Origin of the sequence: Bacillus sp. A01H (genome assembly GCF_045277205.1) — a bacterium.
GTDB classification, from domain to species: domain Bacteria; phylum Bacillota; class Bacilli; order Bacillales; family Bacillaceae_G; genus Bacillus_A; species Bacillus_A paranthracis.
This window is the reverse complement of sequence record NZ_CP117702.1, coordinates 3,202,855-3,224,403: the sequence shown is the minus strand read 5'-3', so window position 1 is coordinate 3,224,403 and position 21,549 is coordinate 3,202,855. Positions and strand designations below refer to the sequence as shown.

General features: G+C 35.2%; 22 protein-coding genes and 1 pseudogene. 14 read left to right on the top strand and 9 right to left on the bottom strand.

The genetic code is table 11. The features are described 5' to 3' along the window. Positions 1–196: 196 nt before the first annotated feature. Complete coding sequence (locus PSR14_RS16995) at positions 197–901, top strand: hypothetical protein (RefSeq protein WP_073541224.1); 705 nt, start codon at positions 197–199, stop codon at positions 899–901. A gap of 81 nt (positions 902–982) precedes the next feature. After that, on the top strand, positions 983–2,053 hold the full coding sequence (locus PSR14_RS16990; RefSeq protein WP_073536287.1) for a pyruvate kinase: 1,071 nt from the start codon (positions 983–985) through the stop codon (positions 2,051–2,053). 47 nt (positions 2,054–2,100) lie between these two features. Here the strand turns inward: PSR14_RS16990 and PSR14_RS16985 are convergent, their stop codons facing one another. Next, complete coding sequence (locus tag PSR14_RS16985) at positions 2,101–2,382, bottom strand: DUF1292 domain-containing protein (RefSeq protein ID WP_001997837.1); 282 nt, start codon at positions 2,380–2,382, stop codon at positions 2,101–2,103. 147 nt (positions 2,383–2,529) lie between these two features. After that, positions 2,530–3,213: an NAD(P)H-dependent oxidoreductase gene (locus PSR14_RS16980; protein ID WP_061536094.1), complete on the bottom strand. Its 684-nt coding sequence runs from the start codon at positions 3,211–3,213 to the stop codon at positions 2,530–2,532. A gap of 359 nt (positions 3,214–3,572) precedes the next feature. Here PSR14_RS16980 and PSR14_RS16975 point away from each other — a divergent pair, with 359 nt between their 5' ends. Both PSR14_RS16975 and PSR14_RS16970 read left to right on the top strand, forming a co-directional pair. Next, complete coding sequence (locus PSR14_RS16975; protein ID WP_073541221.1) at positions 3,573–4,928, top strand: RNA-guided endonuclease TnpB family protein; 1,356 nt, start codon at positions 3,573–3,575, stop codon at positions 4,926–4,928. Between the two features lie 336 nt (positions 4,929–5,264). Then, a complete protein-coding gene (locus PSR14_RS16970) occupies positions 5,265–5,654 on the top strand; it encodes a helix-turn-helix domain-containing protein (protein WP_000340663.1) in 390 nt (129 codons plus the stop codon). Between the two features lie 49 nt (positions 5,655–5,703). On the opposite strand, the gene PSR14_RS16965 is transcribed toward PSR14_RS16970, so the two are convergent. From PSR14_RS16965 to PSR14_RS16955, 3 genes are all read right to left on the bottom strand, one after another. Beyond that, complete coding sequence (locus tag PSR14_RS16965) at positions 5,704–6,303, bottom strand: hypothetical protein (RefSeq protein WP_000914519.1); 600 nt, start codon at positions 6,301–6,303, stop codon at positions 5,704–5,706. A gap of 254 nt (positions 6,304–6,557) precedes the next feature. Beyond that, a complete protein-coding gene (locus tag PSR14_RS16960) occupies positions 6,558–6,869 on the bottom strand; it encodes a hypothetical protein (RefSeq protein WP_000860710.1) in 312 nt (103 codons plus the stop codon). Between the two features lie 161 nt (positions 6,870–7,030). Continuing rightward, entirely contained in the window at positions 7,031–8,308 is a 1,278-nt protein-coding gene (locus PSR14_RS16955) for a histidine--tRNA ligase (protein WP_073541218.1), read from the bottom strand. Positions 8,309–8,647: 339 nt separating this feature from the next. Between PSR14_RS16955 and ybaK the strand changes: the two genes are divergently transcribed. From ybaK to PSR14_RS16935, 4 genes are all read left to right on the top strand, one after another. Next, complete coding sequence (gene ybaK / locus PSR14_RS16950; RefSeq protein WP_000710876.1) at positions 8,648–9,124, top strand: Cys-tRNA(Pro) deacylase; 477 nt, start codon at positions 8,648–8,650, stop codon at positions 9,122–9,124. Between the two features lie 691 nt (positions 9,125–9,815). Next, on the top strand, positions 9,816–10,487 hold the full coding sequence (locus PSR14_RS16945) for a hypothetical protein (RefSeq protein WP_000579419.1): 672 nt from the start codon (positions 9,816–9,818) through the stop codon (positions 10,485–10,487). Between the two features lie 358 nt (positions 10,488–10,845). Next, positions 10,846–11,970: a helix-turn-helix domain-containing protein gene (locus PSR14_RS16940; RefSeq protein ID WP_000659036.1), complete on the top strand. Its 1,125-nt coding sequence runs from the start codon at positions 10,846–10,848 to the stop codon at positions 11,968–11,970. 12 nt (positions 11,971–11,982) lie between these two features. Next, on the top strand, positions 11,983–12,999 hold the full coding sequence (locus PSR14_RS16935) for a S9 family peptidase (protein WP_073541216.1): 1,017 nt from the start codon (positions 11,983–11,985) through the stop codon (positions 12,997–12,999). Positions 13,000–13,085: 86 nt separating this feature from the next. Here the strand turns inward: PSR14_RS16935 and PSR14_RS16930 are convergent, their stop codons facing one another. The 3 genes from PSR14_RS16930 to PSR14_RS16920 form a co-directional block, all read right to left on the bottom strand. Further along, positions 13,086–13,742 carry a GAP family protein gene (locus tag PSR14_RS16930; RefSeq protein ID WP_000536412.1) on the bottom strand — a complete coding sequence of 219 codons (657 nt, stop codon included), beginning with the start codon at positions 13,740–13,742 and terminating at the stop codon, positions 13,086–13,088. Positions 13,743–13,755: 13 nt separating this feature from the next. Continuing rightward, positions 13,756–14,514, bottom strand: coding sequence for a MerR family transcriptional regulator (locus tag PSR14_RS16925; protein ID WP_000581351.1), 759 nt, complete (start codon positions 14,512–14,514; stop codon positions 13,756–13,758). A 64-nt stretch (positions 14,515–14,578) separates the two neighbouring features. Further along, the gene (locus PSR14_RS16920; protein WP_000808927.1) at positions 14,579–14,722 is read right to left on the bottom strand and encodes a hypothetical protein; all 144 of its coding nucleotides are present in this window, start codon (positions 14,720–14,722) and stop codon (positions 14,579–14,581) included. A 227-nt stretch (positions 14,723–14,949) separates the two neighbouring features. On the opposite strand from PSR14_RS16920, the pseudogene PSR14_RS16915 reads away from it, so the two are divergent. From PSR14_RS16915 to PSR14_RS16905, 3 genes and pseudogenes are all read left to right on the top strand, one after another. Next, positions 14,950–15,052 (top strand): annotated as a pseudogene (locus PSR14_RS16915) (TetR/AcrR family transcriptional regulator); the annotation flags it as partial. 128 nt (positions 15,053–15,180) lie between these two features. Beyond that, entirely contained in the window at positions 15,181–15,555 is a 375-nt protein-coding gene (locus tag PSR14_RS16910; RefSeq protein ID WP_073541367.1) for a hypothetical protein, read from the top strand. 267 nt (positions 15,556–15,822) lie between these two features. After that, positions 15,823–16,281 carry a DUF2262 domain-containing protein gene (locus PSR14_RS16905; RefSeq protein ID WP_000415684.1) on the top strand — a complete coding sequence of 153 codons (459 nt, stop codon included), beginning with the start codon at positions 15,823–15,825 and terminating at the stop codon, positions 16,279–16,281. Between the two features lie 100 nt (positions 16,282–16,381). Here PSR14_RS16905 and PSR14_RS16900 read toward each other — a convergent pair whose 3' ends face one another. Beyond that, complete coding sequence (locus tag PSR14_RS16900; protein WP_001176951.1) at positions 16,382–17,812, bottom strand: YfcC family protein; 1,431 nt, start codon at positions 17,810–17,812, stop codon at positions 16,382–16,384. Positions 17,813–18,012: 200 nt separating this feature from the next. Between PSR14_RS16900 and rraA the strand changes: the two genes are divergently transcribed. From rraA to PSR14_RS16885, 3 genes are all read left to right on the top strand, one after another. Continuing rightward, positions 18,013–18,492: a ribonuclease E activity regulator RraA gene (gene rraA, locus PSR14_RS16895; RefSeq protein ID WP_000266062.1), complete on the top strand. Its 480-nt coding sequence runs from the start codon at positions 18,013–18,015 to the stop codon at positions 18,490–18,492. Positions 18,493–18,830: 338 nt separating this feature from the next. After that, complete coding sequence (locus PSR14_RS16890; RefSeq protein WP_073541214.1) at positions 18,831–20,636, top strand: DUF4430 domain-containing protein; 1,806 nt, start codon at positions 18,831–18,833, stop codon at positions 20,634–20,636. Between the two features lie 57 nt (positions 20,637–20,693). Then, positions 20,694–21,536 (top strand): DUF4430 domain-containing protein, encoded by an 843-nt coding sequence (locus PSR14_RS16885; RefSeq protein WP_000041425.1) that lies wholly within the window; start codon positions 20,694–20,696, stop codon positions 21,534–21,536. Positions 21,537–21,549 lie beyond the last annotated feature (13 nt).

Genomic DNA, 21,549 nt, shown 5'->3' with positions numbered 1-21,549 from the left:
ATACTCTTTTTCTTTTAGTAAAGAGAAGAAAAATGAAGTAGAAGAAACTCGAATATTCAAATTGATTTATCAGTTTTTGTACGTATTATTATGAAGATTACTGTCGGAAAAATGGTAATTCGTATGAAAAGGGATTTTTTAAGGGGAAATCGAATCGTAAAGGGGAGGATAAAAACGTAAACATAGGGGGATTTATATGAAAATGAAAAAGGTCGCTATCGCATCGATAACAATTGGTACAATGCTTACTATGGCAGCTTGTAGTCCGTCAGCAGATAAAGAAACAGAAAAGAAAGAGCAAGTAACAGCGCAAAATGAAGGAGAATCAAAAACGACAAGTGCAGATGAAGCGTCAAAAACAACGAAAGATACTGACAAAGAAACAAATACTTCTTCCAACGAAAAAACAGATAAAGATGCAAAAAACACGAAAGAATCATTAGGAACAGAAAGTAACGGTAAAACGTCAACTCAAAACGAGAATGTAAAAACAAAAGAAAAAGAGACGACAGGAAAAACGAATGATCAAACGACTAGCGGGAAAACAACAGATCAAAGTACAAACTCAGACGGAAAAACAACGAAAGATCCGAAGAAAAACGTAGCGGTGAAAACAAATGTAAAAGAAGTTGCGGCATTAATTGATAGCTTAGACAAGCAATTAGCTGCTAATCCGAAATTAGAAACAGTAAATAAACTTGGAAAACAAATTAATGCAAAGTGGGATGTAATTGAGAAAGAGTTAGAAACATCACACCCAGCTGAATATAAAACAATTGGACAAAGTATGTATCCGTTAATTGTAGGGGCGGAGAAAGAAAAGATAGATATTACTAAAATGAAGTCATTAACGACGAAAACGAAAAAAGATTTAAATCAATTATTAACAAAACTTTCGTAGTTTTAAAAGCCTACTTGTGGGAGTAGGCTTTTTTTATGTTGAGAGTGTAATGAAAGTTTATGGGAATCATAATGAAAAAGGATGGTGATAAAAATGACAATCGATCGAATTTGTACAATTGGGCCAGCAAGTAATAATAAAGAAACGTTAGCGCAGTTAATAAGCAATGGTATGAAAATTGTTCGGCTAAATTTATCACATGGGACGCATGAAAGTCATAAAGATATCATTCGTTTAGTGAAATCGTTAGATGATTCTATTAAAATTTTAGGCGATGTACAAGGTCCTAAAATAAGGTTAGGTGAAATGAAAGGAGAACAAATTACACTTCAGGCGGGAGATTCTTTTATTTTGCATACGCAACCAGTTACAGGGAGTAGTACGGAAGCAAGTGTTGATTATGAAGGAATCGCGAATGATGTGAAAGTCGGAAGTAGAATTTTAGTTAATGATGGTGAAGTTGAGTTAATCGTTGAGAAAGTAAGTACGGATAAAATAGAAACGAAGGTGAAAACAGGTGGTAATATCTCCTCTCATAAAGGGGTGAACTTACCAGGCGCAATCGTTCGTTTACCAGCTATTACAGAGAAAGATAAAAAAGATATTCAGTTTCTTTTAGAAGAAGGTGTTGATTTTATCGCATGTTCTTTCGTAAGAAAACCTAGTCATATAAAAGAAATACGAGATTTCATACAACAATATAAAGAAACGTCACCTAATTTAATTGCCAAAATAGAAACGATGGAAGCGATTGAAAATTTTCAAGATATATGTAAAGAAGCAGATGGAATTATGATTGCAAGGGGAGATTTAGGAGTTGAGTTACCGTTTCAATTTATTCCGCTCTTGCAAAAAATGATGATTCAGGAATGTAATCGAACGAATACATATGTTATTACAGCAACACAAATGCTTCAATCTATGGTAGATCATTCTATTCCAACAAGGGCAGAGGTAACTGATGTGTTTCAAGCTGTACTGGACGGAACGAATGCTGTTATGCTTTCTGCTGAAAGTGCTTCAGGAGAGCATCCGGTTGAAAGTGTGAGTACACTACGTCTCGTTTCTGAATTTGCTGAGCATGTAAAAAAAGACGGTCCTTTTGTGATGAAAGATGTACTGGAATTGCTGCATAAGTCTTTGGATGAGTGATGAATAAAAAAGAGGGCGGATATGTATCCGTCCTCATGTGTGTCATTCTATTCTTGCTCTTGCTCATCCAAAATCTTTTCAAACGCAGCAGATACTTTTTCAAATTCCTCGTCATTCTCAATGTATGAGAATTCACTATCTTCTTCTACTTTTAAAAAGAAAATATCAATGTCTTCCTCGGTTTCTGTTTGGATATCTTCAACAAAGGCAACTGCAATATATTCAGCGCCTTCGACATCCATCGCTCCAAGCACTTCTACTTCTTGCTCTTCGTTATTCTCATCACTAAGAGTAAACACTTCGCCAACTTCAATATCAGACATATTCATTCTCCTCCTGCCCAACTCTAATAAATAGAGTGTTTAAACTGCATACATACTAATATATCTTTCCATGAAAAACCAATTTCATACATAAGAGAAATGAAATTCTACTTTTTTCGTATGAGTATACAGCTATAAGGAGCGCATGTTATCTTATTCAATCCATTCAACAATTGCATCCATAGTCTGTCTTGTTTTATCACGTTTTGGCTCTTCTTTACGGTAACCAAAGGCAACCATAACAGATACTTCAAAGTTATCTCCATTGATAATGCCTTCTTGACGAAGTAAAGAATCTACTTTCTCTTTATCAAATCCTTCTATTGGACAAGAATCAATCCCGATTTGAGCTGCGCTCGTCATCATATTCCCTAAAGCAATATAAGTTTGCTTAGATGCCCAATCAAATACAGCACGATCAGATTGTAATAAGTTAAAATCTGTTTCCTGGAACTTTTTGAAGAATTCATATCTAATTTTTTGCGCGTCTTCAGGTAATTCAATAATATCATTCATCATATGTTTAATATAATCTGCATCATAATGCATATCTTTAATATTTCTTGAAAGAACAATGACAAAGTGGCTAGCTGTTGCAAGTTGCCCACCAGCGCCCCATGAATATGGTTGTAGTTTTTCTCTTAATTCTTTATTTTGTACGACAACAAATTTCCAAGGTTCATATCCGAAAGAAGAAGGGGATAATCTGCCTGTTTCTAAAATGAATTTAAAATCTTCTTCTGAAATTTTGTGCATAGGATCGAACGCTTTACATGCATGTCTGAAATGAAAAGCTTCCATAATTTTTTCTTTTGTAATTTGATTTGTATTTGTCATAAAAGTTCCTCTTTTCATTAATTTATTTTGTAACCAAATTATATTTTTAAAGTAACATAGAAACAAGTACGCACATTTATCCTTTCCGGCAAGAAGACTCTATCTGATTTGTGTTACGGGTGAAGCCCAATAATTCAGGTGGAGATGAATTGCCGTTAGCAGGTAGGCTGCACTCTTTTGTTTCGCTCCTAATAATTTTCCTAGGGCGAATGTTTGTTTCTTTTTGTCTTACAATATAATGTAGATAAGAAGGAAATAAATTGTAAGACGACGAAATAGGATAATGATTATCACTCAGCTACTTAAGCCAAAAGTAATGAATACGCTTAATGAACTTTCTAAGAAAGGTGGTGAAAACGATGGCTAGAAAGAAAGCAGTGAAAGTATTGCGGAAACAAAAGAAAAGAGAAACTATGCAACGATTCACGCAGAAACAGCATATCGGACGAGCTTGCCTCACAGCTAAAGAATTTCGCTTACTGCAGCGCATGTCGCATAGTTCAAAAGCGTTGCGAAATGTTGGGTTGTACACGATAAAACAAAGTTATTTGAACGATAATAAAATGGCTACTGTAAAAGAAGTGGACAATGCCATGCAGGCTGATATGAACTACTCGGGCGTTCAATCAAACTCTGTTCAAGCGATTCGTAGAGCCTTATTTACAGAAGTGAAGAGCTTTTTTAAAGCAATGGAACAGTGGAAGAAACATCCTGAGAAGTTCACAGATCGTCCTAAGTTTCCAAATTATTCTCGTTCCACTGACAAACGAATTATTGAAATCTATCAAGTTCCAAAAGTGGATGAGAACGGATATTGGATTATTCCGATGAATGTGGCATTTAGACAAAAATTCGGTTCCATTAAAATACGTATGCCGAAAAACTTAATAAATAAAAAAATTTCCTACATTGAGATTGTACCGAAGCAAAAAGGTCGGTTCTTTGAGGTGCATTACACATATGAAGTGCATGTGTCTCAAATGAAGAAACCATCCACGACTACGAGTAACGCTTTAGGTTGCGATTTAGGTGTAGATAGATTAGTAAGTTGCGTGACCAATACAGGTGATACCTTCTTAATTGATGGAAAAAAACTTAAATCCATAAATCAATACTTCAACAAAATGATAGGTAACCTCCAGCAGAAAAATATGAAGAATGGACTTTCCAAACGAGTTGTAACGAACAAAATCGCTGCAATTTGGCATAAACGGGACCGACAAATAAACGGTTACATTGCACAAACGGTAGGCTTGTTGTTCAAAAAGGTGAAAGAATTTGATATAGATACGATTGTCGTAGGGTATAACGCTGGTTGGAAACAAAAATCTCATATGGGGAAAAAGAATAATCAAACATTTGTGCAAATCCCGTTCCATAAACTGATGGCAGCAATTGAGAATAAATGTGTAAAAGAAGGTATCCGCTTTTTAAAACAAGAAGAAAGCTATACTTCAAAAGCTAGTTTTCTGGATAAAGATCCGGTTCCAGTTTGCTCTAAGGACGATAGGACGCAGTATCGCTTTAGTGGCAAACGGATCACGCGTGGTCTTTACCAAAGTAAAGCAGGAACATGTATCCATGCTGATATTAATGGTGCCCTGAATACATTGAAAAAATCAAAAGTTGTAGAATTGGATGACAATCTGAAAGTGAAAACGCCGATTCTATTAGAAGTACAAAAACGTAAGGCTGTTGCCTCACGCATAGCTTAGTGGGTGCGTCAACCATCCATGTGTACGCGACTTGTCGGGGCTTGTAGCACACGCCGGAGTCATCTGAGTGGTGGCTTCTTCCACAAGGAAGAACTGCTCTTTTTCGAAAGGGTGGTGCAAGTGGGAAAACAATCGTTCGTTGCCAGTACCAACCAAAAACATACTTGGGGTGTTACCATAGGGCGGCATGGGTGCTAGAGCGTCAAACTGTCTAGTAATAGACGAAAAGACCTAGTGTTCTAACTCAAGCCCCCACTGAAAGGCTTTATCTCAGTGGAGGTAGTTGACGTGGTATAGTATCAAAAAAGATACTAATGTTAAGAGAAGGAATTTATTATGGATTGTTCAAACGAAAATAATGTAAATTACCCATTTTTAAATAAATATTCTTGTCCAGTTGAAGCGATGGTTGAGGTCATTGGAGGGAAATGGAAAGGGGTTATTTTGTATCATCTATTAGATGGGACAAAGAGGTTTAATGAATTAAAAAGATTAAAACCTAATATCACACAAAGAATGTTAACATTACAGCTGAGAGAACTTGAAGCAGATGGCATCATACATCGTGAAGTGTACCGTGAAGTACCTCCAAAAGTAGAATATTCGTTAACGGAGCTTGGTGAATCGCTTCGTCCAATGATTCTATTAATGATGGAGTGGGCGACTCATAATATGGAGAAAGTTTTGGAGAGTAGGAATACGAAAAATAATAGGAAAGAGTTGTAGAAATAAAAGGTGTTTTCCATATGTGAAGACACCTTTTATTTTCATGTTTTTACTTTTTAACATCAACTGCTGAAATTGCGAAGTCATGCAAGTTTACAGTTTTGCCATACCAATCAGCGTGTTTAAAAACAACACCTTTTCCATATCCTTCAGTTGAAGTATGTTCCCATAGCGTTGTTGAATAGCTAGCAGTAGGGGATGCTGTACTTACAGAAGAAATTCTATTTTGCCAACTAAGAGGCAAATTTTTAAAACCGCTACTAAGAGAAAAATACTCGCCACCTTTATTTGCATGTTCATAGAAATCTGTATTATTAGGTCCGCTTCCTCCGACACCAAGAGGAGTGATTGTATGATTCAACCTTTGTTTATCTTTTTTAATAAAAGACTCTAAACTTTCTTTGGTCGAAAATCCATAAGATAACCAGTTTCCATTTTGATTTTGTTTCGGTAGAACTAAAGTTATTTTTATGTCTTCCTTTGATGGAGCATCCAATTTGTTAAACGAATCTACAGTCTTTTCATCTACAGTTACATATTCAAAAGAGGTAATCGAATAACCCTTTTCGGTACTAGCTGATACTGATCCTAACCCTACAGTTAATGATGAAATGGCTACCACTGCACCTACTATCATTTTTTTTAGCATGAATTCATCTCCTTTACACTTAGTTTTTTATATAACTAAAATGTATGTTAATTTGAATATTTTATAAATATTTAGAAATTCATAAAATTAAACAGAATATTCTTTTATTGGTCTGGGGTAAGGAGGGTAATTTGAAAAAGGATTTACTTAAAAAGTAAATCCTTTTTGGGTGTTAGCAATAATGTTATTATGTAAATTTTGCAATTTGCTAACTGACTTCAAAACTCTACTGATTAAAGTTTCATTTTATCCTGTTATGAATCATACACTTCTTTTGCATTCATAGAAGCCGCATCTAATAAAAGGAAAATGGCTGCTATAATATGTAGAACGATTACTATATAAGGAAAGAAGGCAACTAGAGTAACGATAATGCCGATGTAATGAGGGTACGTATTCATGTCTACTTTTTTAGCTAATAAAATAGTAGTGATATGCAACACAATCAATAGAAGTAAAGGTATCCCATATAGGTTAACGTGACTTAGAAATAAATAATAACAAGGAAGTAATAAAAGATGATAGATCCCTGTAGTCCACTTTAGTGCTTGGATGTAGGTTTTCAAAGTGAATCCTCCTAAAATAATTCATATCTATATATTACCAAAAATAATAGGTAATTGGATATTATATATTTGTAGATTTTAGTAGAATGTAATTTTTTTATGTTAACTAATTATGAGTTATTTATAAAATAGAAAAACCACCCAAACGAGGGTGGTTCGTATTACAAATAATTACTTAAAGAAGAAAGTGGAACCTTCACTTCACTACCTTCCTTCATATTCCGCAGCACAACAGTTTCTGTACTAAGTTCTTCTTCCCCAATAATAAGCACATAAGGGATATTCTCTTTATTTGCATAATTAAGGGCGCGTTTTAATTTGCGTCCTGCTAGTTCAAGTTCGACTTTTAAGGAAGTGGTAGAACGTAATTGCTGGGCGATTTGTAAGCATTGTAATTCTGTTCCGAGCGGGATGATAAATACATCCGCTGTAGATGATACTGTTTCTTTCTGTGATAGTGCTGTATAAATAACGTCTAAACCGAATGAAATACCGACTGTTGGATAGTTCATATCATCACCACGGAATGCTCCAATAATATTATCGTAACGACCACCGCTACCGATGCTAGATGTAATTGATCCATCTTTTAAAAAGATTTCATATACGGTACCTGTATACATTGTGAGTCCTCGCGCTAAAAACGGATTAAATATAGCATTTTCATTTATTCCAAGTGCGATTAAATATTGCTGTAATTGTTGTAATTCGTTTACTCCATCGGCAACGAGTGGATTATTGAAAGCTTCTTTAAAGTCAGCAATTGAAAGCTGTAGACAAGATAATACGGTATTACATATCGTATCAGCCATTTCTTCAGAAATTCCGCGCTCTAATACATCTTTTTGTACGCCATCAATCCCAATCTTTTCGATTTTGTCTAATGATAAAATGACGTCACTTGTTAATTCAGTAGGGATGTTAATGGCCTGAAGAATACCATTTAACAATTTGCGGTTATTATATTGGATCGTTACTTCTAAGTTTAACGTTCGGAACAGTTCAAACGCCATGCTCATAAGTTCCGCTTCTGCCATGACAGATTCAACACCGACAATATCAACGTCACATTGTATAAACTCACGAAATCTCCCTTGTTTAATAGGGCCATCTCGAAATACTTTCCCAATTTCATACCGTTTAAAAGGAAGGCGTATGTTTGGATTCATTGCCACAACTTTTGCGAATGGAATTGTCAAATCGTAACGTAAGGCAAGTGCGCGTTTTCCTTGATCCTGAAGTGTATATATTTCTTTTAATATTTCATCACCACCGCCGTACTTGTAAGACATAAGCTCATACATATTTAATGTCGGCGTTTCTAACGGTTTACATCCGTATCGTTCAAACGTGTCTTCGCACGCTCTTTTAATTTTATTTCGTAGTACTTGTTCCTCTGGTAAATAGTCTTTCGTTCCTTTTACATTTCTCATTTCCATTGTAATCACTCCTTTTTAAATTAAAAAAAGCTATGCAGGTATAAAAATACCCACATAGCTTTATGAACGCTTCGTGGGTCAACAGGAAAAGCCCTGTACCCACGAAGAAAAATTTTTCTTCGGATACACGGCGTTACGTATGATGATGAAGTTGGAAAGAAGTATTAAAATTTTGCATTACAAATCTCTCCTTAACATAAGTTTTTCCAAATTATATCAGATGATTTTTGAATTATCAATATTTTTAGTTTTGAAAAATACGTGAAGTTATGTAGGAGAAATGGAAAAGGGTGTATAATAAAACTTAATAATATGAAATAACCGTTTAAGGAGATCACTATGAAAAAAGATAAAACAAATGCGATGCGAATATTAGATAAAGAGAAAATTGAATATTCGATGATGTCATATAATCCAGACGATGGGAAAATTGATGGCGTATCAGTAGCCGAGAAAATTGGACGAGAAGTGAGAGAAGTATATAAAACGTTAATCGCTCAAGGGAATAGTAAAAATTATCATGTGTTTATCATCCCGGTAGATGAGGAACTAAATTTAAAAGCTGCCGCAAAAGCAGTAAGTGAAAAGAAAATTGAAATGATTCCTGTTAAAGATATTACGAAAGTTTCAGGATATATTCGCGGCGGCTGTTCACCAGTCGGAATGAAGAAGTTATTTTCTACATGTATTGATGCGAGTGCCCAATTACTTGAAACGATGATAGTAAGCGGCGGAAAAATAGGTATACAAATTGAGCTGAAAGTGGATGACTTGGCGAAAGTGACGAGAGCGCAGTTTGGTGAGGTAACGAAGTAAATATACATAGGGAAAGAAGTTCTAGTTTTATTAACTTTAGATAAAGATTTATAGGATAGTTAGTCCATTATGGGGCTGATTATCCCTTTTATTTACATACCTATATTAAAATGAATAAAGATTGAATATTCAGTTTGAAATAGACTGTAATATGAATCATTTGTTTGGATTTGGGAGGAGGACAAAGGCTCGGTGCGTTACCCTTAAAGATAGACAAGTGACAGAAGATTGTTTAATGGGGGCAAGAAATACCCATAAGAAAGCACGTATTGGGGTCCAATATTTTGGGGGAATCTTACGCTAAGAGTTTGCAAGATGTTATACAGTTTTTTTTGCTAATCCAGTAACATACACGAACACTAAAACCGCGTTAGGATAGGAATGTATAAAAAATGTATAGATTTATAGAACTAAAAAAGAAGATTCTCTTGTGAGAGCAGGGTTATCCTTTTTTCATTGCTACTGATAATGAGACGTTATGTTAACTTTACATGTATACGATATTCACCCGAAAAATGAGATAGTTCTTATTCGACTAACTGGAAAGATAGTTCAATAAGAAAAGGACTTTATAAATCAAAAAAAGAATAATGCTATATGAGTTTCTTTGCCCATTCCTCCCAAAAAAAAAGGGGAATAAAGCTATGGAAGGTATTGAGCTTAATTTAGAATATTGTAGGGTGATAAGTCGATGATAGGAATAAGTATAGCAACCAAGTGGGAATATGAAGCGACATTGGAATACTTTAGCATAAAAGACAGCGAATGTTTTGGTTATCCTTATGGCGAGTATTTCATGAGAACAATTAATAATACTAAACTTGTTTTTTATAGTACCGGTGTAAGAAAAGTAAATGGTGTTGGTGGTAATCAGTATATGATTTCCAAATTTAATTTAACTAAAGTAATCGTTGTTGGAACATGTGCAGGAATAGATAATAAGTTCAATAATTTGGATATTTTTGTACCCGATAAAGCTGTTCAATATGATTGTACAGTAAAAGAAATTGAGCCTTTTATTAAACAATCCTTCATAGTCGATATTGATTTATCGAAATATGGAAATGAATTTTATACTGGAACAATTGGCACCGCTGATAAAGCAGTAGTTATGTGGAAGGACTATTTAGAACTTAAAGAAAACGAAATAATAATAGCCGATACAGAAGCGGGCGCAATTGCTTATATCTGTAAGAAGAATGATGTTGAGTGTATTATTATAAAAGGAATATCTGATTTTCCAACAGATGAAAGTAGCTCTGATAAATTTGAATCGAACATTGAACAAATTAATGTTTATTTAGAAAACACCCCCAAAGTTATGAATAAAATATTTGGCGAATATTTAAAACGATTTATTTAAATAAATTTAAAGTTAATAAAAAAGATAGAAATAGTCAAACCTGTATTATTCCCCTTTTTCGGGGGATGGGCAAAGTTATCCAACTTCCAATAACGAAAGTTATGTAAATAAGCTGTTCAATGGATTCCCATAGAAAACTATGGTGAGATGAAATGTTTGATTTTGAGGCACTTCAAACTCTTAGCTAGATGGCTATGTATCGGTACCCCACAATAAAAAGGCAGGGACATATCAAATATGTCCCTGCCTTTGATTTTAGAGACATGTTTCCTAACGGTTGATTTTGTTAACGAAAGTCGACTTTAAATCCATATTTTGTGTGAAATAAAAGCATATAATAAAAGTATGAGGTGATGATGTGAAGGAGATAAACATTCATAAAGTAATTGCGGATAAGAGAAAAGAAAAGGGAATTACACAGGAAGAGTTAGCGGCGTATATCGGTATTACGAAGGCGTCTGTTTCCAAATGGGAGACGGGGCAGAGTTATCCGGATATTACATTTTTACCACTGCTAGCATCGTACTTTAATATAAGTATAGACGAACTAATCTGTTATACACCGCAAATGGAACAGGAAGATATTAAGGATTTATATCATAGACTAGCGGAAGCTTTTAGTGAAAAACCATTTGATGAAGTAATGATGGAGTGCAGAGAAATAATCAAAAAATATTATTCTTGTTTTCCGTTATTACTTCAAATGGGACTACTTTTTATTAATCACCATATGTTAACAGAGGATACGGATAAAAGAATTGAAATTTTAGAAGAGGCAATGTATCTCTTTAGCAGAGTGCAGGAAGAAAGTGACGATGTTTCTCTTGTGAAAGAGGCGGTATCGTTTCAGGCAACTTGCTATCTTATACTCAATAAACCGAATGAAGTATTGCAATTGCTTGGTGAAACGATACGTCCTAACGTTCCAGAGGAAGATTTAATCGCACAGGCGTATCAAATGCTTGGAAATACTAAAAAGGCGAATGAAATAATGCAAATTAGTATGTACCAACATTTAATACAACTCGTTGCGACAATACCGAATTATGTAGTAGTAAATGCCTCAAGCGTTGAAAAAGTAGAGGTGATTTTGAATAGAGCTTTTATGTTAATAGATATATATGAAATAGAAACATTACATCCTAATATGACTTTAAAAGTATACTATGCTGCTGCGCAAGTATATTGTATGCAAGGCAATTTTGAAAGAGCATTAGAAATGTTACGGAAATATGCAGCAGTTTGTGCGGCAAGCTTCACAGTAAATAGTCTGCATTTACATGGCGATTCCTATTTTGATGCGATTGACGGATGGTTTGCAGAGTTTCCGCTCGGCGCTAAAACAGTTAGAAATGAAGAGATTATAAAGCGAAGCATGTTACAAAGTATTGCAGAGAATCCAGTTTTTGCTCCAATGAAAGATGTAAGAGAGTATAAAAATATAATAACGAGTTTGAAATTTAAATTGGATATAAAAGAATAGGGGGACAAAATGATGACTTTTGATGAATATGAAGTAGCGATCAATAGTGAGTTTACTTTGCAAGGTACACTCACTAAACCAAAAGCTGATGGGAAGTATGCGGCTGTTGTCATTATCGCGGGATCTGGAGAGATTGATCGTGATGGAATGATCGTACCGCTAAAGCTTGAGGCGAACATATATAAAGATTTAGCGCATGTAATGGCGAGACTTGGGGTAGTGACGCTCCGCTTTGATAAACGCGGAGTAGGAAAGAGTGACGGAGAATTTCTGAAGACTGGAATGTGGGATTTAGTTAGTGATATAGAGTCTACGATTACGTATTTAAAAGAACAACCATTTGTTGATCCAGAAAATATCATTTTGGCTGGTCATAGTGAAGGATGTATGTTGGCAACTGTAGTAAACGCAAGAACACCAGTAAATGGGCTTATCCTTCTTACAGGAGCTGCGGAATCATTAGAAGAGGCTACGAAAAGACAAAGAGAAATTGCTTATAAAGAATTAAAAGAACAAAAAGGAATAAAGGGAAAACTAATGCGCCTTCTCAATGTGGAGAAACGTGGAGAAAAGCAGATGGAAAAAATAAAAGAGAAAATGATGAATACAGAAAAAGATACGATTAAAGTTGGTTTTAAACCGATGAACGCAAAATGGTTTAGAGAGCATTTTCAGCATGACATTTATAAAGACTTACAACAAGTAACATGTCCAGTGCTAGCTATCGCTGGTGATAAAGATATTCAGGCTGACCCTGAAAGAGCTAAGCGGATCAGTGATTATGTGAAAGGTGATTCTGAAGTATATGTAATAAAAAATATGGATCATAGTTTGAAAGTTTTTGAAGGTGAGTTTAAAGCATTAGATTTTAAAAAGAATTATGAAGAAGGAGCAAGAAAGCCACTTCATCCAGAGTTGGAAGAAATAATTGTGAATTGGATGGCATCATATTTTATCCCAGGTAGTAGGACTCTTACATCAAAATTAGGTGAATATGAGGAAGATGGAAGGGAGAGTAACTGCCTGTAAAAGACAAACTGGTGTGGGGGAATGGTAGGTGTAAGTACTTCTGTAGTTTCAAACATATTCCCCTGAGTGTAGGTTCTATAAATACCCTATAAATAATCCAGGCTATTTAATATTAGGAGGAAGCCAACTATACACATAATCCATGATAGGGCTGATCCTGTACTATTAGCAATTTTCATTCGAAGCCTCTCGAGAGGTTTTTGCATCCACCGACCAAATAGGAGATAGAAGAGAAACAGCAGGAGAGAGGGCAGTACCATGATCAAGTTGTATCCCGCTAAAATAGAAGACCATTGTATCAAGGATAGATTAGAAGTAGTAAGTATACCAATTGCCGCAAAATAAGGAAATGCAGTACCCACTTCAATTAATGTAGTAGTGAATCCTAGCGCGATCATTGAAAAAATGCTTTTTGATTTTGGTGAGGGGATCTCTGAATTTTTCTTTGGTGGAATATAGAAGCTTGCAATGAATAATATGACACCAATAATGAAGAACGACCAGCTTACGATTCGGTTTTGAAATAAGCCAGAAATAAACTTAAACAAAAAATCTAATCCTAACATGAGTGAAACGCCAACAGCAAAATAAAATCCTGCTACCGTCAATAAATAAACGAATAAACGTTTCGTGAGACGTTCTTTATCTGTTAAAAGTAGATATATTGTTACTCCTATTGTAGTAGGGCTTAGCGTGTCTAATATAGCTAATCCGCCTATTAGGAGAAGTTGCTCTGTACCCATTGTGCTTTCCCCCTTATTCCGGCTCAGGATTATTTTTTTTAGTCATAAAAATGGCATATGCCTCGTTCATAAACTGAAGCACATCTTGATCGATTGGATATAAACTAAGTTTCTCTGATTGTTCGGGAGCCATCCTTATCTCCCAAAGCTTATTTAGAAATTCATCCTCACCTTCAAATTCTTCTAAGCGTTTTTCCTCCATTCGTCTTATGATATTTTGAACTTTCGTTGCTTTTGGGCCATCCTTCATATAACGCTTTAACTGGCCGATGAGAGCAATCCATTCGAGTGAATCAGAACAGTCACTTGCCATCTTAGGAACCTTTTCTAATAGTTTTATTTCTTTTTCTTTAAATATAGATTCGCGATAATACTGTTGTATTTCTTTATCTTTGCTGGATAATTGCATGATTTTTTGAATCGCGATCCAGCTTTCTTCTCCCTCTAACGCAATTCCATTTATCATTTCTCGTAAGGATAATTCTATTTTCTTTAAATGTTCCTGCTCATTTATTACATAAGATAATTGGCTCTTTAAACTATCCGACCAATCCCACTCATTGAAGTCGAGCATATGTTTAATCTCTTGTAACGGAAATCCAACCTTTTTTAAAAATTGAACTTGCTGAAGTTTTTTTATTTCTTCATTTGTATATAAACGATGGCCACCCTCTGTTTTGGATGCTGGTTTTAATAATCCGATTTTATCGTAATAACGCAGTGTTCTTACTGTAACGCCTGTCAGTTCTGCAACTTTATTAATGTGTATCAACTGATAAACCTACCTTTCTGTACGTTAAGATTTTATCTTTAACGATTATTTTCTTATTTCGCTTCTAACCTTCTTTACTAAGAAGATTTTTAAGTAAGTAGCCTGCTCCTAATCCAATTAGTGCACCAGGAAATCCATGATCCAGTAACAGTCCAATACCTGCACCTATAATGACACATCCATAAATAATAATATCGCCCTGTTTCATATGAAAACCTCCTATTTTTCTAATTTCTTTTATGAAATTGCGAAATAGTAGCTACTTAACAGTATATAAAATGACCCAACGTCAACTTCAAGTGTTTTTGATTATTATTAATACAGTTATATAAACCTTTAAAGCGCCCTCTAACGGAAGAATTAATTTCAAAATATTTTGCGGGCTTATCGTTCCAAAATATTTATACTAAAATATATAATACGGGGGTGTGGTTAATGGGTAGAAAGATTAGTTTTAATAAAGAGCAAGCTTTAAATAAAGCTATGTATTTATTTTGGGAGAAAGGTCATAAGCCGAGCTACTCTCTACGATAGTTTTTGAGGTAAGGATGCACTATTTAAACTAGCTGTGGAACATTATAAAAACTTTGGTGCCTTAGCATACAAAATTCACGTATTGTTCTTGCTATCCTGAGGTGAAATGGGAGGGAATGTCTTTTGAGAAGCATGCCTGTAAAGTTATTTTTTAAATCAATCCTATTTTTTTTCTTATGCGGTATTGTTGTTTATTCTATATTTCAGATTATGTTTGTCTGGAGTGCTTCGACAGGATTAGGAAGGGATGGTATAGTCGGATTTTCTGATAATAAGTATGTAATTGGTCGTCCACCTGTTAGCTATAATTTATATAAAAAAGATAGTGGGGAAACTATATTAGATAATGTTATTGGTTATAAAAAAGGAAAAACGAAAAGCTATGTTCGGAATGAAATCGAATTTGTAGTGATAAATGAGATAAAGGGTAGCTATGAATTGTATAAAATAGAAAAGGCTTCAGAAAAGGATATAGAACGGCTGAAAGAAATGCAGAAATTAGAATGAAAGGGGCTATTTGAAGGATAAAAATGCTATTGGGTTGAAATAAAATTTAATAAAATACTAACTTCAGAATTTTTCATTTTTAACAAACTTAATTGGAATTTTACAAATGTACACATATTATTGTTAAATCTAAAAAATGGTTTAGACTGATAACTGAGTTTTATTTCATGAAAAAAGTCAGCATAAAAATAAAGCATTAGGAGTTCAGTCCCATGTCTATCAAACTAATTAAAGTTTCTTTTTCAGAGATAGAAAGGAAATGAAATCATGGAAAAATCAATAAAAAGTGAATTAATTGGAATGTTTATCTTTAATGAAACTTTACATACATATGAACAAAACGAAGGAAAAGTACATTGGGAATTGGATGTTAGAAATGAGCATGTACAAGTACATGAAATGCTGAAAAGAGCAGAAAAGCTTTATGTATGTTTAGAGGAATTTGATAAAAAAGCTAAGCTTGCTATAGCAGAAGAATTAATAGAGTATAAAAATGATGTTTGGCCTGAATATGATGAGAATGATGAACATTTAGATTGGGATGCTGTAGATGCAGGAGAATATGATATGACGAAAGAAACATTTGAGCAATCTATTACTCTTATGGACATTGTAATGAGAGAAAATGATATATATTGCGAATACAATGATGGAGATGTATTTGGTGGCCATAGAATCCATGCTTCTTTTGACAATGAGTACAATTTATTAGCTGCAGAGATTTAGCTTTGAGAGATGCAAGTGAAAAGGATTGATTACTATAATCAATCCTTTTTTTCATTATTATAAGATAACGGTGAAATAATAGGGAGAAAGTTTCATAGTTTTAATACGGTCCCCACTCAATATTAACCCCAACAATAAGAAAAATCAGTCCAATAATAAACCAAATGAATGCAAGAGGAGCCATAAATCGAATCCATTTTCCGTAAGAAATGCCGCTCGCTGCGAGAACGCCCATTAAAACACCGGAAGTTGGATTGAGGCAGTTCACTACACCTTCGCCGAGCATAACAGCTTGTACTGTAACTTGGCGTGTAATGTGCATGAAATCAGCTAACGGAGCTAATATCGGAATGAAAATAACAGATTCACCTGTACCGGATGAAATAAGGAAATGTAATGCGGCACTACTTACATACATACCGATAACGCCAAATACCGGGCTTTGTCCTTCGAGAGACTGTGCGAGTTGGTTAACGATTGTATCAAGTAATTTTCCTTGTTCTAAAATGACTGAAATACAACGAGCCATTCCGACGATCAAAGCACCGTATATGAGATTTTGGCAGCCTGCTAGAAAAGTAGAAGCGATATCGTTTGCTTTCATACCACCTATTATTCCAGCTGTAATTGCGATGAAAATAAAAGTAGCGGTCATTTCTGCGTCTGTCCAATGTAGACGAAAAGCGCCTATTAAAAATGCAATTAATGATAAAGCTGCAACGAGTAAAATTAATTTATGACGTATTGTCCAAGGAACTTCTGTTTTCTGTGCCTCTTTTCCACTTGAAAGAGCATTACTTGGAAACCAGTTGTCGCCGAGTATGCTTCCTTTATTCGATTTTTTTAAGCGTTTTACGTACCAATTAATATATAGAATGGTAGCAAGTAAAAAAGAGATATAAATTGCTGTGCGTAAACCAATTCCTGAAAACATTGGGAGTTCCGCGATTTTTTGTGAAATGCCTAAAGGTGAAGGAGATAATATAGTAGCATTAAAACCAGCATAAGTACCTAAATAAATAATGGCTACGCCGACGATAGCGTCCCATTTTAATGTGCGGGCAACGATGATGCCGATAGGGATAAAGCCGATAACTGAGTTAACGATAATGCCAGTCGTTCCGAGAATGGAAAAGAGTGCGGCGACAATACATATGAAAAGTAATTGCTGATTACGAAATTTGTTAATAACATGATAGATTAAACCGTCAAGAGCACCTGTTTTTTCAAGAATAGCAATAGCGCCACCCGTAAATAAAATTAAGAAGATGATCGGAGCAGCAAGTGTCATTCCTTTTTCAATAGCGGTAAAAAAAGAAACAAATCCTACTGGCGATTGTGGAACAGAATGATAACTTCCTGGTATTGTCGTTGTAACAGTCCCGTTTGTAACTCTTTTAAATTCTCCAGCAGGAACGAAATAAGTAGCTATTGCACATAGTAAAGCAATAAAAAATAGTAGTACATACGCATCAGGCATTTTAAACTTTCGTTTACTAGGTTGTTTTTTTACTTCAGTTTGTAATTGCATAAAACCCCTCCTTTTTCACTTGATTAATTTTTAATATTCTGAAATTTATCTGTGAAATAGATTATAATAAAGGTGGCTTCGTAAGGCAATAGTTTTTCTGTCCTTTTCCCGCACATACAAATTCTTGCAACATTAGACAGGGAAACGAAAATAATCCAAGAATATGTTAAATAGAAAGTAAAAGGAAAAGAGGGAAAAAGATGTGGAAAACTACGGATCTATGTGATGAGTTTGAAAATGAATTACAAATATGTCGCCAGTCTTTTCGATCTTTTGGGAAGAAAGAACAATTCCACGGGAAAATTGCAACGGTAAAAGTGAAGGATGATAATGTACTAGTGAAGGAAGGGTTGCAAACATTACCAGAAGGAACGGTATTAGTTGTTGACGGTGGAGCCTCTACGAATTGTGCGTTACTCGGTGATAATTTGGCAGCTATTGCGGAGGAAAGAAAGCTGGCAGGAATTATTGTATATGGATACGTTCGTGATTCTAGTGAACTAAAGAATATAAATATAGGTATTTTAGCGTTAGGGACAATGCCGAATAGAAGTGTAAAAGAAGGGAAAGGAGAACGAAATATTTCATTGCAATTTGGGCAAGTAGAATGGAAGCCGGATGAATATGTGTATGTGGATGAAGATGGCGTCATTATTAGTGAAAAGAGTTTGCATCGTTAAAGGTTAGTAAGTTACTATTCTTAGAAAATAAATCCGATAAAGCATGGACAAAATTCTTTGTCAATAGTAAAATAATACAGAAATTTAAAATTAACAGAATGTATAGGTTTATCGTTTTACGATAACTTAAATGGAAGTAAGTTGTGCCTAGAAAAGTGAATGTTATCACAATGATACGTTCATGAACAAAATTATTTTTCCTATACAAATATAGCCGCGAATGATGCGGGTAGGAGGTGTTGCACAGTTTGTTCGACACTTACAAAAAAAGAGTGTCAATTGCACGCCCTTGAAGGGCCTTTTTTTGTGTGAATAGTAGTAAGGGAGGAAATTTTGGGATGGCAATGTTAAAAAAATGGCTGCTTACGTCGTTAATGGCAGTTACACTTGTATTTGTTTCTTTTGCGAATACAGTACATATTACGTTTGCTGAAGGAAATACAGCAAAACTTGCAATTATTGGTGAATCACAAAAGGGCATTATGTTATGTCCGAAAGAAGAGCAAATTAAAGATGGGGAAACAGCTTTAAGCTTGCTACAAAAAGTCATGGGGGACAAAGTAGAAGCTGAAACGATGTCGTTTGGAACGTATGTAAAAGGCATTGATGGGCTAATGGCCGGGGCTACAAGTGGCTGGCTGTATGATGTAAATGATAAATCTGCAGAAGTTGGAGCGGATAGTTATAAATTAAAATCTGGAGATGTTGTTGTTTTCCGCTTTGTTTCAGACTGGAACAATATGAGTCAAGAAACATTACAACAAACATTAGATAAATTTGGTACTTGTAAAACTGTAGAAGAACCAAAAACAGATGATCCAAAACAAGAAAAACCAGAAGAACCAAAGACGGATGATCCAAAGCAAGAGAAACCAGAAGAACCAAAGACGGATGATCCAAAACAAGAAAAGCCAGAAGAACCAAAAACGGATGATCCAAAACAAGAAAAGCCAGAAGAACCGAAGACGGATGATCCAAAACAAGAAAAACCAGAACAACCAAAGCAAGAGAACATTCAAATTCCAGTAGCACAAGTAAATGACGCGATCTCTAAGACGTCTGAAAAGATGTTACAAGATGGAATTGAAAGTGATTGGGTAGCGCTAGGTCTTTCTCGTTCTGGAAAGAATATACCAATCGAGGCGAAATTAAATTATGTTAAGACTGTAACTGAAAAGGTAGAAAAGCGCGTTAATCGTTTTTCAGCGACAGATTTAGCTAGAACGATTATTATGATGAATGCAATGAATGCAGACCCAAAAATGGTAGGCGAACATAATTTAGTTCAAAAATTGTACGAATCAGATAAAGTGAATTCTGTTACAGGTTATACATTTGCTTTACTTGCATTTGATACGAAAAAATATGAAATTCCAGTAGATTCAAAATGGAATCGAGTTGCTTTAGTAGATGCACTTTTAAACGCGCAACATACAGATGGCGGCTGGACTTATGATAGCGCAAGCAGTAAAGATAGTGCTAGTAGCGTTGATGTAACAGGTATGGTTTTATCAGCATTAGCTCCTTATCAAGACCGAGCAGATGTGAAACCAGCAGTGCAAAAGGCTGTCGCATACTTATATAATGAACAACTAGAAAATGGCGGTTTCTCTGCTGATGGACAAGAGAATTCTAATAGTGCTGCGCAAGCTATTATTGGATTATCCCTTGTGAAAGATGTAGATCAAAACCGTCTTCATAAGGCAGTGCAAAATCTATTGTCATATCAACTTCCAAATGGTGAATTTAAATGGTTACCAGGCGATCAAACCGGTAGCGGAATGGCAACAGAGCAAGCATTATTAGCTTTACTTCAGTTTAGAGACCTTGGAAAATCGATTTATGACTGGTCAACTGAATCTGTTACTGAAATTAATCCAAAACCAAATGTAGATTCAGAAAATGTTGTGGTGGAAAAAGAAGTTACTGAACAACCAGAAGAACAAAAACAAGTGCAACAAGAAACGAAAGATGACACTTTAAAAGTTGTTGTGGATAACGAACCGGTTAAAAATAAAAAATCCGGAAACGGTAGCACATTACCGAAAACAGGAGCATCTTCTCATAGTGCAGCGACAGAAGTAGGTATGGGTGTATTATGTATTGCTTCTGCATATGTATTATGGAGACGTAAAGCAGCTTAACAAAAATTAGGAGCAATCATTTGCTCCTAATTTTTAATATGAAAGGTGAGAGGCAACATGAGTAAGATGAAATGGTTTATTTCTTTACTGCTTTCACTTGGGCTACTTGCCGGATGTGAAGAGGCAGCGGTAAAGCCTGAGAAGAAAGTAGAACCGAAGCAAGAAGAAGTAGCAAAACAAGAAGAGAAAAAAGATGAAGCGAAGCCGGAAGAAAAACCGGAGGAAAAACAAGCTGAACAAGAGCAAAATAAGCAAGACGAACAGAAAGAAAAGCAAGAGCAAAAAGTAGAAGAGAAGCCGAAAGAAGAAAAGCCACAAGCACAACCGGAAGTAAAGAAAGAAGAAAAAACGCAGGAACAGCCTGTCGCTACTAAGCAACCAGAACAACAAAAAGCACAAGAAGAGAAACAACAAGAGAAACAACAAGAGCAACAACCGAAAGCGCAAGAAGTAAAAGAAGAAGCAAAGGTTGTGAATCAGCCGAAGGAAACACCGAAACAGGAGCAAAAGAAAAAACCAGAAGAGAACAATAGTGTACCAACTCCACCAACACCGGTACCAGATCCAGTACCGCCAGTGCCAGATCCAGTAATACCAAAACCAAAACAAGTTACGATCTCAGTAAAAGGTAATGAAGGATATTTATTAGGTGCAAAAAAGGTGGATGTACAAGAAGGCGATACAGTTTATAAAGTATTGCAGCGTACAGGATTAGATGTGGATGCAATGGGCTCTAAAGATGGAGTTTATGTAAAAGGTATTAATGATTTATATGAAAAAGATATTACCGCTACTAGCGGATGGAAATATCGTGTGAACGGTGCGTTTCCAAACCATAGTGCAGGTGTAGTTACAGTAAAACCAGGCGATACAATCGAGTGGGTGTTTGTATTAAAATAAAAAAGGCATTCGG

What these genes read in the sequence shown, in the direction of transcription:
- PSR14_RS16885 (WP_000041425.1), top strand. Translation starts at nt 20,694, where the DNA reads ATGAGTAAGATGAAATGGTTTATTTCTTTACTGCTTTCACTTGGGCTA.
- ybaK (WP_000710876.1), top strand. Translation starts at nt 8,648, where the DNA reads ATGAAAAAAGATAAAACAAATGCGATGCGAATATTAGATAAAGAGAAA.
- PSR14_RS16930 (WP_000536412.1), bottom strand. Translation starts at nt 13,742, where the DNA reads ATGGGTACAGAGCAACTTCTCCTAATAGGCGGATTAGCTATATTAGAC.
- PSR14_RS16910 (WP_073541367.1), top strand. Translation starts at nt 15,181, where the DNA reads ATGCCTGTAAAGTTATTTTTTAAATCAATCCTATTTTTTTTCTTATGC.
- PSR14_RS16985 (WP_001997837.1), bottom strand. Translation starts at nt 2,382, where the DNA reads ATGAATATGTCTGATATTGAAGTTGGCGAAGTGTTTACTCTTAGTGAT.
- PSR14_RS16965 (WP_000914519.1), bottom strand. Translation starts at nt 6,303, where the DNA reads ATGCTAAAAAAAATGATAGTAGGTGCAGTGGTAGCCATTTCATCATTA.
- PSR14_RS16920 (WP_000808927.1), bottom strand. Translation starts at nt 14,722, where the DNA reads ATGAAACAGGGCGATATTATTATTTATGGATGTGTCATTATAGGTGCA.
- PSR14_RS16980 (WP_061536094.1), bottom strand. Translation starts at nt 3,213, where the DNA reads ATGACAAATACAAATCAAATTACAAAAGAAAAAATTATGGAAGCTTTT.
- PSR14_RS16945 (WP_000579419.1), top strand. Translation starts at nt 9,816, where the DNA reads ATGATAGGAATAAGTATAGCAACCAAGTGGGAATATGAAGCGACATTG.
- PSR14_RS16970 (WP_000340663.1), top strand. Translation starts at nt 5,265, where the DNA reads ATGGATTGTTCAAACGAAAATAATGTAAATTACCCATTTTTAAATAAA.
- rraA (WP_000266062.1), top strand. Translation starts at nt 18,013, where the DNA reads ATGTGGAAAACTACGGATCTATGTGATGAGTTTGAAAATGAATTACAA.
- PSR14_RS16975 (WP_073541221.1), top strand. Translation starts at nt 3,573, where the DNA reads ATGGCTAGAAAGAAAGCAGTGAAAGTATTGCGGAAACAAAAGAAAAGA.
- PSR14_RS16995 (WP_073541224.1), top strand. Translation starts at nt 197, where the DNA reads ATGAAAATGAAAAAGGTCGCTATCGCATCGATAACAATTGGTACAATG.
- PSR14_RS16955 (WP_073541218.1), bottom strand. Translation starts at nt 8,308, where the DNA reads ATGGAAATGAGAAATGTAAAAGGAACGAAAGACTATTTACCAGAGGAA.
- PSR14_RS16890 (WP_073541214.1), top strand. Translation starts at nt 18,831, where the DNA reads ATGGCAATGTTAAAAAAATGGCTGCTTACGTCGTTAATGGCAGTTACA.
- PSR14_RS16990 (WP_073536287.1), top strand. Translation starts at nt 983, where the DNA reads ATGGTGATAAAAATGACAATCGATCGAATTTGTACAATTGGGCCAGCA.
- PSR14_RS16905 (WP_000415684.1), top strand. Translation starts at nt 15,823, where the DNA reads ATGGAAAAATCAATAAAAAGTGAATTAATTGGAATGTTTATCTTTAAT.
- PSR14_RS16900 (WP_001176951.1), bottom strand. Translation starts at nt 17,812, where the DNA reads ATGCAATTACAAACTGAAGTAAAAAAACAACCTAGTAAACGAAAGTTT.
- PSR14_RS16935 (WP_073541216.1), top strand. Translation starts at nt 11,983, where the DNA reads ATGACTTTTGATGAATATGAAGTAGCGATCAATAGTGAGTTTACTTTG.